The sequence below is a fragment of the Arthrobacter sp. SDTb3-6 genome, assembly GCF_013376095.1.
In the GTDB taxonomy this organism is placed as follows: Bacteria; Actinomycetota; Actinomycetes; order Actinomycetales; family Micrococcaceae; genus Specibacter.
On sequence record NZ_JAAMFN010000027.1, the window covers coordinates 1 to 16,318 of the forward strand.

Annotated in this window: 14 protein-coding genes; 9 read left to right on the forward strand and 5 right to left on the reverse strand. The window is 69.9% G+C overall.

Going from position 1 to position 16,318, the window contains the following annotated elements:
- Together G6035_RS13325 and G6035_RS13330 are read left to right on the forward strand one after the other, a co-directional pair.
- Positions 1 to 684 (forward strand): flotillin domain-containing protein (locus G6035_RS13325; protein ID WP_305144528.1); only part of this gene is annotated, 684 nt, incomplete at its 5' end.
- A 4-nt stretch (positions 685 to 688) separates the two neighbouring features.
- A complete protein-coding gene (locus G6035_RS13330) occupies positions 689 to 919 on the forward strand; it encodes a hypothetical protein (protein WP_256127978.1) in 231 nt (76 codons plus the stop codon).
- A gap of 52 nt (positions 920 to 971) precedes the next feature.
- Here the strand turns inward: G6035_RS13330 and G6035_RS13335 are convergent, their stop codons facing one another.
- Both G6035_RS13335 and G6035_RS13340 read right to left on the reverse strand, forming a co-directional pair.
- Positions 972 to 1,745, reverse strand: coding sequence for a fused MFS/spermidine synthase (locus G6035_RS13335; RefSeq protein WP_176617590.1), 774 nt, complete (start codon positions 1,743 to 1,745; stop codon positions 972 to 974).
- Positions 1,745 to 2,941, reverse strand: coding sequence for an aminotransferase class I/II-fold pyridoxal phosphate-dependent enzyme (locus tag G6035_RS13340; RefSeq protein ID WP_176617591.1), 1,197 nt, complete (start codon positions 2,939 to 2,941; stop codon positions 1,745 to 1,747). Before G6035_RS13340 ends, G6035_RS13335 begins: the two co-directional genes overlap by 1 nt.
- A 197-nt stretch (positions 2,942 to 3,138) precedes the next feature.
- Here G6035_RS13340 and coaD point away from each other — a divergent pair, with 197 nt between their 5' ends.
- From coaD to mutM, 6 genes are all read left to right on the forward strand, one after another.
- A complete protein-coding gene (coaD, locus tag G6035_RS13345) occupies positions 3,139 to 3,654 on the forward strand; it encodes a pantetheine-phosphate adenylyltransferase (RefSeq protein WP_176617592.1) in 516 nt (171 codons plus the stop codon).
- A gap of 186 nt (positions 3,655 to 3,840) precedes the next feature.
- Positions 3,841 to 4,782 (forward strand): ABC transporter permease, encoded by a 942-nt coding sequence (locus tag G6035_RS13350; protein ID WP_176617593.1) that lies wholly within the window; start codon positions 3,841 to 3,843, stop codon positions 4,780 to 4,782.
- Positions 4,783 to 5,051: 269 nt separating this feature from the next.
- Positions 5,052 to 5,528, forward strand: a complete 477-nt coding sequence (locus tag G6035_RS13355) for a DUF177 domain-containing protein (protein WP_256127981.1) — start codon at positions 5,052 to 5,054, stop codon at positions 5,526 to 5,528.
- 61 nt (positions 5,529 to 5,589) lie between these two features.
- On the forward strand, positions 5,590 to 5,793 hold the full coding sequence (rpmF, locus tag G6035_RS13360; RefSeq protein ID WP_113718495.1) for a 50S ribosomal protein L32: 204 nt from the start codon (positions 5,590 to 5,592) through the stop codon (positions 5,791 to 5,793).
- A gap of 57 nt (positions 5,794 to 5,850) precedes the next feature.
- A complete protein-coding gene (rnc, locus tag G6035_RS13365; RefSeq protein WP_176617594.1) occupies positions 5,851 to 6,630 on the forward strand; it encodes a ribonuclease III in 780 nt (259 codons plus the stop codon).
- Positions 6,631 to 7,602, forward strand: coding sequence for a bifunctional DNA-formamidopyrimidine glycosylase/DNA-(apurinic or apyrimidinic site) lyase (gene mutM, locus G6035_RS13370; RefSeq protein WP_176617595.1), 972 nt, complete (start codon positions 6,631 to 6,633; stop codon positions 7,600 to 7,602).
- A 27-nt stretch (positions 7,603 to 7,629) separates the two neighbouring features.
- Here the strand turns inward: mutM and G6035_RS13375 are convergent, their stop codons facing one another.
- The 3 genes from G6035_RS13375 to G6035_RS13385 are packed head-to-tail and all read right to left on the reverse strand — an operon-like array spanning position 7,630 to position 12,403.
- Positions 7,630 to 8,616: an NAD-dependent epimerase/dehydratase family protein gene (locus G6035_RS13375; protein ID WP_371131013.1), complete on the reverse strand. Its 987-nt coding sequence runs from the start codon at positions 8,614 to 8,616 to the stop codon at positions 7,630 to 7,632.
- Positions 8,613 to 11,384 carry an alpha/beta fold hydrolase gene (locus tag G6035_RS13380; protein WP_371131014.1) on the reverse strand — a complete coding sequence of 924 codons (2,772 nt, stop codon included), beginning with the start codon at positions 11,382 to 11,384 and terminating at the stop codon, positions 8,613 to 8,615. The genes G6035_RS13375 and G6035_RS13380 overlap by 4 nt, the downstream gene beginning before the upstream one ends.
- Complete coding sequence (locus G6035_RS13385) at positions 11,378 to 12,403, reverse strand: 3-oxoacyl-ACP synthase III (protein ID WP_176617597.1); 1,026 nt, start codon at positions 12,401 to 12,403, stop codon at positions 11,378 to 11,380. Before G6035_RS13385 ends, G6035_RS13380 begins: the two co-directional genes overlap by 7 nt.
- Positions 12,404 to 12,656: 253 nt before the next feature.
- Here G6035_RS13385 and smc point away from each other — a divergent pair, with 253 nt between their 5' ends.
- Entirely contained in the window at positions 12,657 to 16,289 is a 3,633-nt protein-coding gene (smc, locus tag G6035_RS13390; protein WP_176617598.1) for a chromosome segregation protein SMC, read from the forward strand.
- Positions 16,290 to 16,318 lie beyond the last annotated feature (29 nt).

A 16,318-nucleotide genomic window follows, 5' to 3' on the forward strand; every position in this document is an offset into this window, starting at 1 on the left:
TCTGCCGCCCAGGCCAACGCCGAGCGGGCCCGGGCCAACGCGGCACAGGCCGGCCCGCTGGCGGAGGCGACGGCGCGGCAGCAGGTGGTGGTGCAGGAGACCCAGGTGGCCAAGCTGGAGGCAGACCGCGAAGAGCAGAAGCTGCAGACCACCGTCCGCAAGCCCGCCGACGCCCGGGCCTATGCCCAGCGGACCGAGGCCGAAGCGCAGAAGGCCGCGGACATCAGCGCCGCCGAGGCACGGGCGCGGAAGACGGAAGTGGAGGCGCAGGCCAACGCCACGGCCGCCGCAGCCATGGCGGGGGCAACGAAGATCACCGGCGAGGCCGAAGCCGCGGCGACGAAGGCACGCGGGGAGGCTGCGGCGTCGGCCGTCAAGGCCAAGGCGCTGGCCGAGGCCGATGGCATCAAGGCCCGCGCCGAAGCCCTCGGCACCAACCAGGAAGCCGTCATCGCGCAGCAGCTGGCCGAAAACATGCCCTCCATTGTCGCCGCAGCAGCCGAACCGTTTGGCCACGTGGGCCAGCTGACCGTGCTCAACGGCGGCGACGGCGTCAACGAGATGGTGGGCGGGATCCTGGCGCAGGTGGGCGGCTACCTGCCCGCCCTGACCGAATCACTGAAGAAGGGCGCCGGCCCGCTGAGGAAAGGCAACGGCGATGGCAGCCAGCCGCCCCAACCGTAGGGACATGGACAGGAGCCTGACGGGGCGGGTGGGCCGCGTCTCGGGAGTGGTGGGGCCGGGAACGGTGGGCGAGGTCATGGTTGCGTTCCATGGCGGCACCACGGCGTTCCACGCCCACCCCTACGACGAGTCCAGCGTGTACCCCGTAGGGGAGCGCGTCCTCGTCATGTACTTTGAACCGCCCCAGACCGTCTACGTGGAGCAGCTGCCCGAGGTCCTGCGCGAAGACGTCTGAACCGGCCCGCCCGTGATGGGCGTGCCAAAATCAGGGGCCGGACCGGCACCCGTCATCCGGCGAGTTCGTCCAGCTCCACGCCGCTGAGCACGGTGGCCGGATGCGGGCCGGCCGCCACGAGTGCCTGCGACCATTCCGCAGGCCAGCCGCCATCACGGCCCAGCAGGATGATGTTGCCCGGGTAGCGGCGGGTGAACAAGCTGGTGGTGCCGTACGCCGCGGCACCGGGCATGGCCTCCCGCAGCGCCCGGGCCTGGCTGCGCACCAGCGTGAACCCGGGCTCGTCGCCCACATTGACGGCCAGCACGCCGCCGGGGGCAAGCACGCCTGCCGCCTCCCGGTAGAAATCCGTGCACGCCAGGTGCGCCGGCGCGTCCGGACCGCTGAAGATGTCCAGGATGACGACGTCGAACCTTAGTCCCGCCGGCAGCCCGCCGAGCGCTTCGCGGGCGTCGCCCACGTGGCTGGTGAGGAACGTCCCGGCCGGCAGCGGCAGGTGCTCGAGCACAAAGTCGAGCAGTCCGCGCTCCCGTTCCACCGCATGCTGGACCGACCCGGGCCGCGTGGCCTGGATGTAGCGGGCCAGCGTCAACGCCCCGGCACCCAGGTGCAGGGCCGCCACCGGCTCGCCGGGCGGCCTGACCAGGTCCACCGCGTTCGCGATCCGGCGCAGGTACTCGTAAAAGACATCCTCCGGGTGCGCCAGGTTGACCTGGGACTGTTCGGCGTGGTCGATGCTGAGCACAAAGGCGTCGGCATGCCAGGGATCCGGGCTGATCGTGGCGTGGACGCCGCTGGGGCGCAGGTATCGGCTGGCCGGGGCCACTACAGCCGGTCCCTCAGCGTGGCGAGGCGTCCGGCGGCCTGCTCCAGCAGTCCTTCCTTCTTGCAGAACGCGAACCGCAGCAGCGAGCGGGTGCGGCGGGCGCCGTCGGGGTGGCAGAAGACCGGGACGGGAATGGCCGCCACCCCGATCAGTTCCGGGAGGCGGCGGGCCAGGGCCGTGGCGTCGGTGATGCCGAGGGCCGCCGTGTCGGCATTGATGAAGTAGGTGCCCTGCGGGGTGAGCACGTCCAGGCCGGCGGCGCGCAGGCCCTCGCTGAGGATGTCCCGCTTGCGTTGCAGCGTGGCGGCAGCCTCCGTGAAGAAGCCGGCATCCATGCGCAGTCCCGCGGCGATGGCGGTTTGGAACGGCGTCCCCGAGGAATAGGTCAGGAACTGCTTGACCGTGCGGGCCGCGGCCACCAGCTCCGCGGGGCCGGACATCCAGCCGATTTTCCAGCCGGTGAAGGAAAACGTCTTGCCGGCCGAGGAAATGGTCAGCGTGCGCTCCGCTGCACCGGGCAGCGTCGCCACGGGTATGTGCCGGGGACCAAACGTCAGGTGCTCGTAGACCTCGTCGGTCAGGATGACGGCGTCGTACTTGATGGCGAGGCGCACCACTTCGGCCAGCACGGCCTCCGGGAACACGGCACCGGTGGGGTTGTGCGGGTTGTTGACGATGACCATCTTGGTGCGTGGGCTGAAGCTGTTTTCGAGCGTGGCAAGGTCCGGCATGAAGTCCGGGGCCAGCAGTGCCGCGGTGGTGTGCCTGGCGCCGCTGAGGCCGATCATGGCGCCGTAGGAATCGTAGAACGGTTCGAAGGTGAGGACTTCGTCACCGGGACCGGTCAGCGCCAGGACGGCCGAGGCGATGGCTTCCGTGGCCCCCGTGGTGATGACGACCTCCGTTTCCGGATCCGGGGCGAGGCCGTAAAAGCGCTCCTGGTGTTCGGCGACGGCGGCGCGCAGTGCCGGGATGCCCTTGCCCGGCGCGTATTGGTTGTTGCCGTTGCGGATGGCATCCCGTGCGATGCGGCCCAGCTCGGCCGGCCCGTCCTCGTCCGGGAAGCCCTGGCCCAGGTTGATGGCCCCGTGCCGGGTGGCCAACGTGGTGATCTCCTCGAAGATGGTCACGGCCAGCGAGCCGTCCGGGCCCAACAGGTTGGCGCCTACCGCGGTGCGCTGCCATGGCGTGCTCATTGCTGCTCCTTGCTGCCGGGACCCGCGCCGCTGCTGCGGGGTGGTGTACTCCTTGAATACGTTACCCGGGACCGGGGCGGGCCGCTCCGCTCCCGGCCGGACCAGGCACGGGGCATACCGGCCGGTAGGGGACGTAATAGGGCCGACATGTGGCAAAACAGCACGTGGGGACAGCCTTCATCGGATAGATTCGGCGTATGCAGCGCGCCGTATGCCCCGGATCGTTTGATCCGATCCACAAGGGGCACATTGAAGTCATTGCCCGGGCCACAGCACTCTTCGACGAGGTGATTGTGGCGGTGTCGACCAACTATGCCAAGAAGTACCGGTTCTCACTGAACGAACGCCTTGACATGGCCCGGACCACGTTTTCAGCGCTCTCCGGCATTGTGGTGGAGCCGATGGGTGAGGGGCTGCTCTCCGACTACTGCCATGCGCGCGGCGCCGTCGCGATCGTGAAGGGGCTGCGGTCCTCCTCCGACTTTGACTACGAGCTGCCCATGGCCACCATGAACCGCCAGCTCTCCGGCGTTGAAACCGTGTTCCTGCCCGGCGACAGCCGCTACCTGCACCTCTCGTCAACGCTCATCAAGGAAGTCCACACCCTCGGCGGGGACGTTTCAGACTTTGTGCCCCGCGCCGTATTGCGCCGCCTCCAGGGTGACGTCGGCCCGGACACCCGCCCGACGCCGGTGGTCCCGCCGGGCGCGTAGCCCCGCCGCAGCGTCCTGGGGCGGCACGTCCTGGGGCGGCACGTCCCGGGGCGGCGCCAGCCGGCGTCCGCCGTCGAGCCGGCACCACGGCGGCGGACTAGGCTGGATGCAGGGGCGGCTGAGGCTGCTGCGGTGCGCACGGCGGGCACCACACAGCCGGCGTCCGGGCAAGTGGCAGGGGCATTCATGGTCCATTTCATGGCGCGCCTGGTGGCGCGGGCCGTCACCACGCTGGTGCTGGTCACGGCCTTCATCTTTTTCTTTTACCGGCTCACGCCCGGCCATGGCAGCACCGTGATTCCCGGCTTCTCGGACACCCCGGAGCAAGTGGCCGCACTCAATGCCGAGCCGGGCATCCTGCAGTACCTGCGGATCCTGCGGCAGTGGGCCACCGGGAACTTCGGCTACTACCCTCGGTTCAATGAGCCGATTGCCACGGTCCTGGCCCAGGCCCTGCCGATCACCGTGGTGCTCGTGGCCGGCGCCATGCTGGTCTCGTTTGTGGTAGCGATTCCACTGGGGATCATCCAGGGGCTGAACCATGGGGGAGTGGTGGACCATGCGCTGACCGGCGTTGAATTCCTCTTTTTCAGCGCGCCGTTGATACTGACCGCCCCGTTGCTCGCCAACTGGTTCAGCTTCGATGTTCCCCTGTTTCCCCCGCAGGCCCCGCCCGGCGAAACCTTCGGTGCCGTCCTGGGCCACTTCAACTCGATGGTGCTGCCCATCGTGACGCTTGCGCTGCCGCTGATTGGCCGCCTCTCGCGGTACGTGCGTTCCTCTGTGCTGGACCAGGTCTCCCTCGACTACCTGGTGGTGGCCCGTTCCAAGGGCTGCGGGCCCTTCCGGCTGGTCCGTAAGCACCTGATGCGCAATGCCATGATTCCGATCCTGACGTTCCTGGGCGTCTCGCTGCCGCTGCTGGTCTCGGGCGGGCTGGTGGTGGAGGCGCTGTTCAACCTGCCGGGAATCGGCTACCTGCTGTGGCTGGCCGGGAACCCGAAGCGCGTCTTCTTCTCCTTCCCGCTCGAGATTGCCATTCTGGTGGTGGCGTCGGCCGCCTTGGTGCTGGCCAACCTGCTCGTCGACGTTGCGATGCGGATCGTGGACCCGCGCACACGGCAGTAGCCGCCGTCGCCCCCCATGAGAGCCACATCACCGGCGGCGCGCCCATGGGCGGTTCGACTCCCCACCGTGCGCTGGCGTAGACTGGCTACGGCCGAAAACGGCTTTGGTAGGCACCCATTTTGAAGCCCGGGACTATTCGGGATAGGATGGTGCGTCGGTCGTATGTTCATTCAGGAGTTCTCATTAGCGCAGGCACGTTGGGCAGCAAGTCCAACCACGGCACGCCCCTCACCATTGGTGTCAGGGAGCTTGGGCGAAGCCCGGGCAGCATGCGGACTTTCAACGAACATATTCCCGTGCCAGAGGATTTTGGCACCCCGCTCATTGGTGTGACGCCCGGAACCGACCTGGATCTGGAACTCCGATTTGAGGCCGTCCATGAAGGAATTCTGGTGTCGGGCAGCGTACTGGTCGAACTGACCGGCGAATGCTCCCGGTGCCTGGAGAACTTCACGGAAGACCTCCAAGTCAATGTGCAAGAACTTTTCTTCTACGAGGAACCGCCCGCGGGCCTTGATGAAGACGAAGACACGCAACGTTGGGTCGAGCACGATTCCATCGATCTTGAACCGGTGTTGCGGGACGCAGTGGTAACCGCCCTGCCGTTCCAGCCGGTGTGCCGGGAAGACTGCGAGGGCCTGTGTTCCGAATGTGGAATACGCCTTGCGGATGAGCCGGGGCACCACCACGAGATCCTGGATCCTCGGTGGGCCGCCCTACAGGGCTTAACCGGCGAAGAAAACTAGCAAAATCAAGTTTTTAGCTGCAGGCACGTGCCTGGGGCTTATCGAGAGAAAAGAGTTTGCCGTGGCTGTTCCCAAGCGGAAGATGTCCCGTGCCAATACCCGTGCACGCCGTTCCCAGTGGAAGGCCACCGCGCCGAACCTGGTCAAGACCATCGAAAACGGCCAGGTTGTCTACAGCCTGCCGCACCAGGCCAAGGTCGTCACCGACTCCGCCGGCACCGCCCTGTTCCTGGAATACAAGGGCCGCAAGGTTGCCGACGTCTAAGACGTCCGTGCGGCCAACCGGCCGTTCGACCACTAAATAGTTTTGCAGGAGCTGCTCATGTCCTCGGTTACGGAACCCCCGAAGCTCGAGGACGGGCACAAACTGCTGTTGAAGCGTCTCGGTGTCACCATTGATGCCGGGACGCTTCGTCTTGCCCTGACACACCGTTCCTACGCGTACGAAAACGGCGGCATTCCCACCAACGAACGCATGGAATTCCTGGGGGATTCCATCCTGGGCTTCTCCGTCACCGACGCCCTGTACCGCGACAACCCCTCGCTGCCTGAAGGCGAGCTGGCCAAGCGCCGCTCGGCCGTGGTCTCCACCCGTGCCCTCGCCTCGATTGCCCGGTCCCTGGGCGTGGGCGAATTCATCTACCTGGGCCAGGGCGAACGCCTCACGAAGGGCCGCAACAAGGCCTCGATCCTGGCCGACACCATGGAAGCCCTCATCGGCGCGACCTACCTCACGAACGGCATCGAGGCCGCCCGCCAGCTCGTCATGCGCCTGGTGGGCCCGCTGCTGGCCGACTCCGATGTCCTGGGGGCCGGCACCGACTGGAAAACCAACATCCAGGAAATATCCGCCGCCCGGCACCTTGGCAGCATCGTCTACGACATCACCGGCACCGGCCCCGACCACAACCGTTCGTTCTCTGCCCGCCTGCTCATCGGCGGGGAGCACGTCGGCACCGGGGCGGGCCCGTCCAAGAAGGAAGCCGAGCGTGCCGCCGCCGCCGCCGGCTGGAAGGCGCTCCAGGAACGTTTTTCTGCCGGGCGCCCCACGTCCACGCACGACGCCGGGACCCCCGGCGCATCCGCGTCTGCCGCGGACTAAATGCCCGAGCTGCCTGAAGTCGAGGTTGTCCGCCGCGGCCTGGAACGGTGGATTGCGGGGCGGACCATCACGGGTGTCTCGGTGCCCGATCCCCGCTCCATCCGCCGACACGCCCTCGGCGTCGAGGACTTCGCCGGAAACCTCGTGGGTGCCACCGTGCTGGACGTGGTGCGCCGCGGCAAGTTCCTGTGGATGCCGTTGGACGATGCGCCGCAGGGCAATGCGCCCCACACCGCACTCGTGGCGCACCTGGGCATGAGCGGGCAGTTGCTGGTGGAGTCCCCGGAACAGCCCCATGAGAAACACCTGAAGGTCCGGATGTCATTTTCGGCCCGCGTCGATGCACCGGAAGAGCTGCGCTTCATAGACCAGCGGATCTTTGGCGGGCTGTTCGTCACGTCCCTGGTCCCCACTGCCGACGGGCTGCCGGGAGGATGCGGCATGGCGTCCGGCGGCTGGGCGCTGATCCCCAGCGAGGCCGCCCACATCGGCCGCGACCCGCTGGACCCGGACTTCGACCTCGAGGCCCTGCACCGAAAGCTGCGGGCCCGGAAAACCGGGCTGAAGCGCGCGCTGCTGGACCAGGGCGCGGTCTCCGGCATTGGCAACATCTACGCGGACGAGGCCTTGTGGGCCGCCAGGATGCACTATGCGCGCCCCACCGACACGATGCGCCGCCCGGACACGGAACGGATTGTCCACGCCGCCCGCGATGTCATGTCCAGGGCCCTGGACGCCGGAGGCACCAGCTTCGACTCGCTGTACGTCAATGTCAACGGGGCCTCCGGCTACTTCTCCCGCTCGCTGAACGCCTACGGGCGCGAGGGCCGGCCGTGCCCCCGGTGTGCGGCCATGGGCCTGTCCACCAGGATCCGGCGGGAGGCGTTCATGAACCGGTCCTCCTACAGTTGCCCCAGCTGCCAGCCGAAGCCGCGCAACGCCCGGCTGTCAGCGAACGGTGGGCTGAAGTAGTTCCTGTCCCGGCAAGGGCCGGCCCGGTCAGGGGCGGGTGCGGTAGTGCTCGGCCAGCCTGGCGAGGCCTTCGTCGAGGGAAACGGACGGCGTCCAGTCCAGGACCTGGCGGGTGTGCCGCTGGTCGAACCAGTGCGCCGTGGAGAGCTGTTCGGCAAGGAAGCGGGTCATGGGCGGCTCGTCACGGACCCAGCCGCGCGTGCCGGCCGCCGTCCACGCCTTCTCGATCATCGATCCGGCGCCGCGGGCCAGCCAGCCCGGCACGGAAACGGCCGGTTCCGGCACCCCTGCGGCGGCGCAAATGCCGGCGATCAGTTCGCCCACCGGCCGCGGCTCGCCGTTGGTCACCACCAGGGCCTGGCCGTGGGCGTGGTCCATGCGTTCGAGCCCGCGCACGATGGCTTCGGCGGCGTTGTCCACATACGTGGTGTCGATCAAGGCGCGTCCGCCGTCGAGCAGGGGAAGCCGGCCGGCCCGGGCCCGCGCCACCACGCGTTCCACCAGCTGGGTGTCGCCGGGGCCCCACACGATGTGAGGGCGGATGGCCGTGACCCTGAAGGTGGGGGAGTCGGCCGCCAGGGCCAGCCCTTCGGCAGCTGCCTTGGACCGGGCGTAGAAGCCGCGCGCCCGTGACGGGTCCGCGGTCCCGGCGCCGGCGCCCACAATGGAGGACCCGAAGTGTGCCACCGACGGGGAGGAGACGAACACAAAGTCGCGCACACCGGCGTGTTGCGCGGCGGCGAGGAGCTGGCGGGTGCCCACGATGTTTGTGGCCACGAAGTCGGCCCATTGGCCTGTGAAGGACACCTTCGCCGCCAAATGGACCACGGCATCTGCGCCGGCCACCGCGCGGGCGGCAACGTCCGGGTCCGCCACCGAACCCTGGACGGATTCCCACGGATCATGCACGGCGCTGCGCTGCAGCGTTCGCACGGTGTAGCCGCGCTCGTGCAAAAGCCGGGCCACAGCCCGTCCCAGCAGGCCGCTGGTGCCGGTCACCAAGACCCGGGTCACGGGCGTCCGGCCTTTTCCCCGGCCAGGATGCGCGCGGCCCATGCCGCCAGGGCCGTCCGGTCGATCTTCGAGTTGTGGCGGATGTCCGTGGGCAGGGCCTTGATGGCCAGGACGGCGGACAATTCCAGCCCGGTGCCGGCAGCAGCGGCACGCAGCTGGGCGGCGAGCCCTGCCGCCGCCAGCCCGGACCGCTTCACGGCAGGGTCGGTCTCCACGACTGCCACGGCAACTTGTGCACCGGCCGGTCCCACGCCGACCACGGCGGCCCGGGCCACACCCGGCACCTGCTCCGCGGCGAGTTCACCGGCCACGGGCGTGCGGACGCCGCCGGCCATGGTCAGCAGGTGCGCCATGCGGCCCTCAACCCAGAGCCGTCCCTCGGCATCGAGGTGTCCCACGTCGCCGCTGCGGTGCCAGCCCGGGATGGATGTGCTCAGCTCCTGCGTGATCCACAGCCTGTCGTAGCGCTCCTTGGCATGCGGGGCGCGGACCAGGATTTCCCCGGTGACCCCCGCATCAGTGGTGGGGACCGGGTCCACACTGCCGTCCGGGTTGACGGGCGCAATGGCCACCGCGGCGCCGCTGACGGGCACGCCGACGCAGACGCCGTTGCCGGGCCCCGCCGCGCGGATTCCGGCCAGGCTGATGTCCGTCACGGGCAGCGCCTCGGTCATGCCGTAGGGAGTGTGGAGCACGGCGTTCGGGGCGAGGTTCTGGACCTGGGCCAGCAGCGGCACGCCCAGCGGCGCGCCCGCCGAAAGGACCAGGTCGACGCCGGCCAGTGCCGTTCTGTGGGCTGCCGTCAGCTGCGCGGCGGTCGCCACGACGTTGACCAGGGCGGCCGGCGAGGCAAAGACGGCGGTCGCGTTGATGGCCGCCGCGGCATCTGCCAGTGCCGTCGCCGTGAGCGTGCGCGGGGCGGTGACGTCCATGTCCGGGGTGACGGAGGTGGCGCCCAAGGCGGGGCCCAGCAGCGCGAAGGGGGCGAATCCGGCCACGAGTGCCGTGCCCGCCTCCAGCCTGTACGTGGCCTTGAGGGTGTCCCGCATCGCGGCCAGCCGGCGGTGCGTGTACACCACGCCCTTGGCGGGGCCGGTGGAGCCGGAGGTGAAGAGCACCGCGGCGTCGTCATCCGGGTTGACCGCCGGGAACGCCGGTGCCGAGCCCGCCAGGCGCAGGACGCGTCCGTTGGCCAGCAGCTGGGGGACAGTGGCCGCGACGTTGAGCAGCCGGCGCTTGGCAGCATCGGCCGACGGGGCGAAGTCCGCTGCGCTGATCTTCACGCCGGGCCAGTTGTAGATCCGGGCACCGGTGAGGGCGCGTTCGATCCCGACCAGAAAGTCCGGGCCGGCACCCTTGATGGCGCGGCCCATGCCCTTCGTGCCGAGGCCGGCGTCGGCCACCACAATCACGGCACCGAGCCGGAGGCAGGCATAAATCAAGGTGGTCAGCGTGATGCCCGGCGGTACCAGCAGGCTCACGCGATTGCCGCGGCGCACACCGAGGTCGGCCAGGCCCGAGGCCAGGTCGTCAACATCGCGGGCCAGTTCCGCCCAGGACACGGAACGGGTCTGCGGTGCCGGGGAGCTTGAGGCCGTCGAGGGGGCGCTGCCGCCGGGCACCATGTCGACGATGGCCACGGCGGTGTCGTCCCGGCGGGCGTCCAGCCCGGCGAGCATGGGGCGGAACGGCGCGCCGTCATCGGGCCTTGACGCGCCGGCAGGGGCCGTTGCACCCGTGGGCGTCAGGCCGGTCGAAGGTGCCCGGCCGGCGGGGCCCGCTGCCCGCCCGCCGGCGACGTTCTTGGCCAGCCAGCCGAAGGCGGGGGTGGCGGTGTCGCGGTCCTCCTGGACCAGGTGGCCGGCACCCTCGAAGCGGTGCACGTCCGCCTGCGGCATGCGCTCGAGCAGGTCGCGCAGGTACCGGTCAGAGAACACCGGGTCCTTGGGACCCCACATCATGAGGGCGGGAACGCCCAGGGTGCGGATGCCCGAGGAGACCTCCTCCAAGGCGGGCCAGGACGGATGGGACGGGGAAGCGGGGATGTCCGCCACGAAATTGCCCACGCCGGCGCGGCGCGGCGCCGTGCGGTAGGGGGCCATGAACGCGTCCCGGACGGCCGGGGCCAGGGCGGGCTGCGCGAGCCCGTGCGTGACCCGCAAAAAGGCGGCCGACGTCGTCGTGCCCCACTGGTGGACGGCCGGGTGAAGGGCCAGTTTCAGCGCCGGCGGCAGGGAGAACCCCGCGGGGTGGACGGCGGTGTTGGTCAACACCACGCCGGCCAGCTGTTCCCGGTGGCGGACGGCCCAGCCCAGGGAGATGACGCCGCCCCAGTCGTGCCCCACCGTGACCACGGGGCCTGACAGGCCCAGGGCCGCGGTGAAGTCGGAGAGGTCGGTGATGCGGTCCCCGAGGCGGCGGAAGGTGCCGGTGCGTTCGGAGAAGCCCATGTCCAGCTGGTCCACGGCGATGACGCGCCACGGCCCGCCGGCGGCCAGCGTTGCGGGGGAGGTGGCGCCGGCCAGCAGGGTCCGCCACAGGTAGGACCAGGTGGGGTTGCCGTGGACGCACAGCAGCGTGCCGGCGGGCTCAACGCCGGTCGCGGCGACGTCGGCGGCGTTGTCCAGGAAATGCCACTGCCGCGAAGTGCCGGGGGCGTCCACGGCGGCGGTGGAAGGCACGGACAGGCTGCGGCGCCAGGAGGCACGCACACCAGGCCACGGCTCACCGGCAGAAGCCGGGGAGGCGGGCAGGGTCCCAGCTACCACGCAATCTCCATCATCGCGGTGTTGAGTCCGGAACCCACGCCCATGCAGAGCACGCGGTCGCCCGGGCTAAGGGTCTGGGCCTCCTGTGCCAGCGTCATGGGCAGGGACGCCGGGCCCACGTTGCCCCACTTCGGGAACGTGATGGGCACCCGGCTGCGGACCAGGTTGACGGCCCTGATGATGGCGTTGGTGTACGAGTTGGAGACCTGGTGCGTGACGTAGCGGTCCATCTTGCGCCAGTCCCAGCCGTTGGCGTGTGCCTCGTGCCAGGCGTCGGTGACCAGTTCCAGGCCGTTGTCCAGCAGCCCCTTGGTGTCGGTGAACATGCCGTCGGGCCCGCCCACGCACAGCTCGTGGTGTTCGGTGCCGGCGCGGGAGACGCCGCCGAGGATGCGGTGTCCGCCGGGATGGGCGTCGGCCGGGCCGATGACGGCGGCCGCGGCCCCGGAGCCCAGGGTCAGGGTGGCGAACTCGCGCAGGTAGTCCTCGCGCGTGGACGTTTCCGCGTTCAACCGGCGGAAAGTGGTCTCCTGGGTGGCCTGGGCGTCCTCGCCGGCCACGATCAGCGCGTACTTGATCTGGCCGGAGTCAATCATGTTCGCGGCCAGGGTGATGCCGTTGACGAAGCCCAGGCAGGCGTTGGCGAGGTCAAAGTTCAGGGCCGACGACGGCAGGCCCAGCGCGTTGTGGATCTTCACGGCCACGGACGGCTCCAGGTTGCGCCGGGTCACGGAGGTGTTGATCAGCAGGCCGATCTCCCGCGCCTCAACCCCCGCCTCGGCGAGGGCCTTGGCGCCTGCCTCGGTCGCGGCGTCGTCAAACGCGGTGCCGGGGGCCCACCAGCGGCGCTCTTCCACTCCCGCCACGCGTTCCAACAGCCGCTTGGACAGGCGCAGTCGCTTCAGGCTCGGGGCCAGGCGTTCGTCAAAGTCGGAGGAACTGACCACCACCGGGGCCTCCACACTGGCGACGGCGAGTAAGGCGGTGTTGTGGTGGTGAAAAGTCGCGTTGCCGATCAAATTCCAGCCTTTTTCTTCTGTGTGCGTACGGTGCCCAGGGGACTGAATCCGGTGGTTTTTGCGTCCACTGCCGGGGCATGCGCGTGGCCTGGTCCCCGTCGCGGCGTCAAGCCCCACGCTTAACTATGCACCTTGAAGGCGGATTCACGCACATGCACCGCGGTGCATACATGTGGGAAACTTCCGCAGCAAAGTGCCGCGGCACGGTAGATTGGCTAGTGGAAACCGGCCCGGCGCAGGAGTAGAAAACAGTTTGCATCTAAAAAGTTTGACCGTGCGCGGATTCAAGTCCTTCGCCTCGGCCACCACCTTTGACTTTGAACCGGGGGTCACGGCCGTGGTGGGCCCCAACGGATCCGGGAAGTCCAACGTGGTGGACGCCCTGGCCTGGGTCATGGGCGAGCAGGGCGCCAAGACGCTGCGTGGCGGAAAAATGGAGGATGTCATTTTCGCCGGGACCGCAGGGCGCCCGCCGCTGGGCCGGGCCCACGTTGCCCTGACCATCGACAACGCCGACGGCGCCCTGCCGATCGAATATTCCGAGGTCACCATTTCGCGGACCCTGTTCCGCTCAGGCGGCTCCGAGTACGCCATCAACGGCACCGGCTGCCGGCTGCTGGACATCCAGGAACTGCTCTCCGATTCCGGCCTGGGCAAGGAGATGCACGTCATCGTGGGCCAGGGCCAGCTGGACAAGGTGCTCCATGCCACGGCGGAGGACCGCCGCGGCTTCATTGAGGAGGCCGCCGGCATCCTCAAGCACCGCCGGCGCAAGGAAAAGACGCTGCGCAAGCTGGACGCCATGTCCGCAAACCTGGCCCGACTCAGCGACCTCACGGGGGAGATCCGCCGGCAGCTCACCCCGCTGGGCAAGCAGGCCGCCGTGGCCCGCCGCGCCCAGGCCGTGCAGTTTGACGTCCGCGACGCCCGCGCCCGCCTGCTGGCCGACGACATCACCACCCTCACCACCGCCGTCGAACGCGACGAGGCGGCCGAGGCGGCACTCAAGTCCCGCCGCGAACAGGTCGAGGCCCAGCTCACCGCGGGGCGGACCCGGCAGGCCGGGCTGGAACAGGAGTCGGCGGCCGCCACGCCCGTCCTCAACACCGCCCGCGACACCTGGTACCAGCTGTCCGCCACACGCGAGAAGCTGAAGTCGCTGGGCGTGCTGGCGGCCGAACGGCGCCGGCACCTGGGCGCCGCCGAGGACGCGCCGGACCCCAGCCGCGACCCCGACCGGCTGGCCGGGCAGGCCGCGCGGCTGCGGTCCGAAGAGGCGGAGCTGGACCTGGCCCTGGAGGAGCGCCGGATCGGGCTGGAGACGGCCATGGAAATCAAGGAAGACGTCGAGTCCGCCGTCCGTGCCGAGGAACAGCGCGTCCGGGAGCTCCTGCGCGCCACGGCCGACCGGCGCGAGGGCCTGGCGAAGCTCGCCGGGCAGGTAGCGGCCGCACGCTCCCGGGTGGAATCCGCCGAAGCCGAGATCGGCCGCCTGCACCAGGGAAAGGCGGCCGGCAGTGAACGGCGCAGCGAAGCGGCGCGGGAGTTTGCCGCGCTCGAGTCGCAGGTGGCCGGCGTGGAAGAGGGCGAGGAAAGCCTCGACGCCGACTACGAGGAGGCCGCCGCCGCGCTCGCGGACATTGATGAACAGATCGAGGAGCTGACGGCTGCCCAGCGCGCCGCCGAGCGGGAACGCGATTCACTCACCGCCCGCCGCGAGGCCCTGGCCGTGGGGCTGCTGCGCAAGGACGGTTCGGCGCAGCTGCTCGAGGCCGGGCTGCCGGGTGTGCTCAGCGCCGTCGCCGGGATGCTCACGGTGGCGTCCGGCCACGAGACTGCCATCGCTGCTGCCCTCGGCGCGGCGGCCGAAGGCGTGGCCGTGGGCTCGGCGGATGCCGCCGTTGCCGCGCTGGAGCGCATCAAGGCGGACGACGGCGGACGCGTCACCTTGCTCGTGGCCGAAGGGACCGGCGGGACCGGCACGGCCGCCGGGACCGCCGGGGCAGCCTTGGCGGACGAAGTGGCAGCCGCGGCGGCCGCCGTGGCGGGGGCCGGTGTCGGACGCGCGCAGGTGGACGGGCCGGCGGAACTGGGCCCCGTCCTGGACACCCTGCTGGACGGGGTGGTGCTGGTGCCGGACCTGGCCGGGGCGCGCTCGGTGCTGGAGAAGTTTCCGGCCCTGACCGCCGTCACAGCGGACGGCGACGTGCTGGCCGCGTTGTCGGTGCGGGGCGGCTCGGCCACGGCGCCGTCGCTGCTGGAACTGCAGGCCGCCGTCGACGAGACGGACGCCAGGCTGCGGGAGGCCACCGCCGAAGGGGAACGGACCCGCTTTGCCCTCGTGGCCGCCAAGGCACAGCGGGCCGCCGCGGCGCAGGCCGAGTCCGACGCGCTGGCTGCGCTGCACGAATCCGACGCCCGGCTGGCGGCCGTCGCCGAAAGGCTCGGCTCGCTGGGCGCCACGCTGCGTTCGGCCGAGGGCGAGGCGGAGCGGCACGAGCTGGCGCTGTCCGTGGCCGGCGCCAACCTGGAGAAGGAGCAGGGCGCACTCGCGGAAATTGCCGCACGGCTGGCGCGGGCGCAGGAGTCCCCGGAAGAGGCGGACCCTTCCATGGAGGACAGGGACGCCCTGGCCGCGCAGGCCACGGCGGCGCGGGCAGTGGAGATGGAGTCCCGGCTCGCACTGCGCACCACCGAGGAACAGCTAAACGCCGTCCGCTCCCGGGCCGCGGCGCTGGAACGGGCTGCTGCGACGGAACGGGCCGCCCGCGAGCAGGCCGCCCAGCGGGCCCGCCGCCGCCGCTTCCAGGCCCGCAAGGCCGCTGCGGTCGCGGCCGGCGTGGAGCATGTGCTGGCGCATGTGGAGGCCTCCATTGAACTGGCCGCGCAGGAACGGGATGCGGCCGAGGAACTGCGCGCAGAGCGTGAGGTGGAGCTGATGGCCGTGCGCGCCTCCACCCTGGAACTGGAAGTGGAACTGGCCAAGCTGACTGATTCCGTCCATCGTGACGAGCTGGCCCGGGCCGCCCGGCGGCTGCGCATTGAAGCGCTGGAAAACAAGGCCGTCGAGGAGCTCGGCCTGACCGTTGACCACCTCCTGGCCGGGTACGGGCCGGAAACGCCCGTGCCGCCGGGGCCCGGGGAATCAACGGACAAGTGGGCTGCGCTGCGCGTGGCCGTGGACGACTCGGGCGAGGAAATCCCCGAGGGCGTGCCTTTTGTGCGTGCGGAGCAGGAAAAGCGGCTCAAGCGGGCCGAACGGGACCTGGCTGCGCTCGGCAAGGTCAACCCGCTGGCGCTGGAGGAATTTGCGGCCCTGGAGGAACGCCACCAGTTCCTGTCCACGCAGCTGGAGGACCTGAAGTCCAGCCGCAAGGACCTGATGGACATCATCAAGGAAGTGGACCAGCGGGTCGAGGAGGTGTTCAGCGCCGCCTATGCGGACACGGCCGTGCAGTTTGAGCGCGTCTTTGGCCGGCTGTTCCCCGGCGGCGAGGGCCGGCTGGTGCTGACGGACCCGTCGGACATGCTGACCACCGGGATCGAGGTGGAGGCCCGGCCGGCCGGCAAGAAGATCAAGCGCCTCTCGCTGCTGTCCGGCGGTGAGAGGTCGCTGACGGCCGTGGCGCTGCTCGTGGCCATTTTCAAGGCGCGGCCCTCGCCCTTCTACGTCATGGATGAGGTGGAGGCCGCCCTGGACGACACCAACCTGGGCCGGCTCATCACCATCTTCGAGGAGCTGCGCGAATCCAGCCAGCTGATCATCATCACGCACCAAAAGCGCACCATGGAGGTGGCGGACGCCCTCTACGGCGTCTCCATGCGCGGGGACGGCGTCTCGACCGTCATCAGCCAGCGCCTGGACCGGGCCCCGGCCGGGGCCTGACCCTTTCCGGCCAAAAACGGCAACACAGA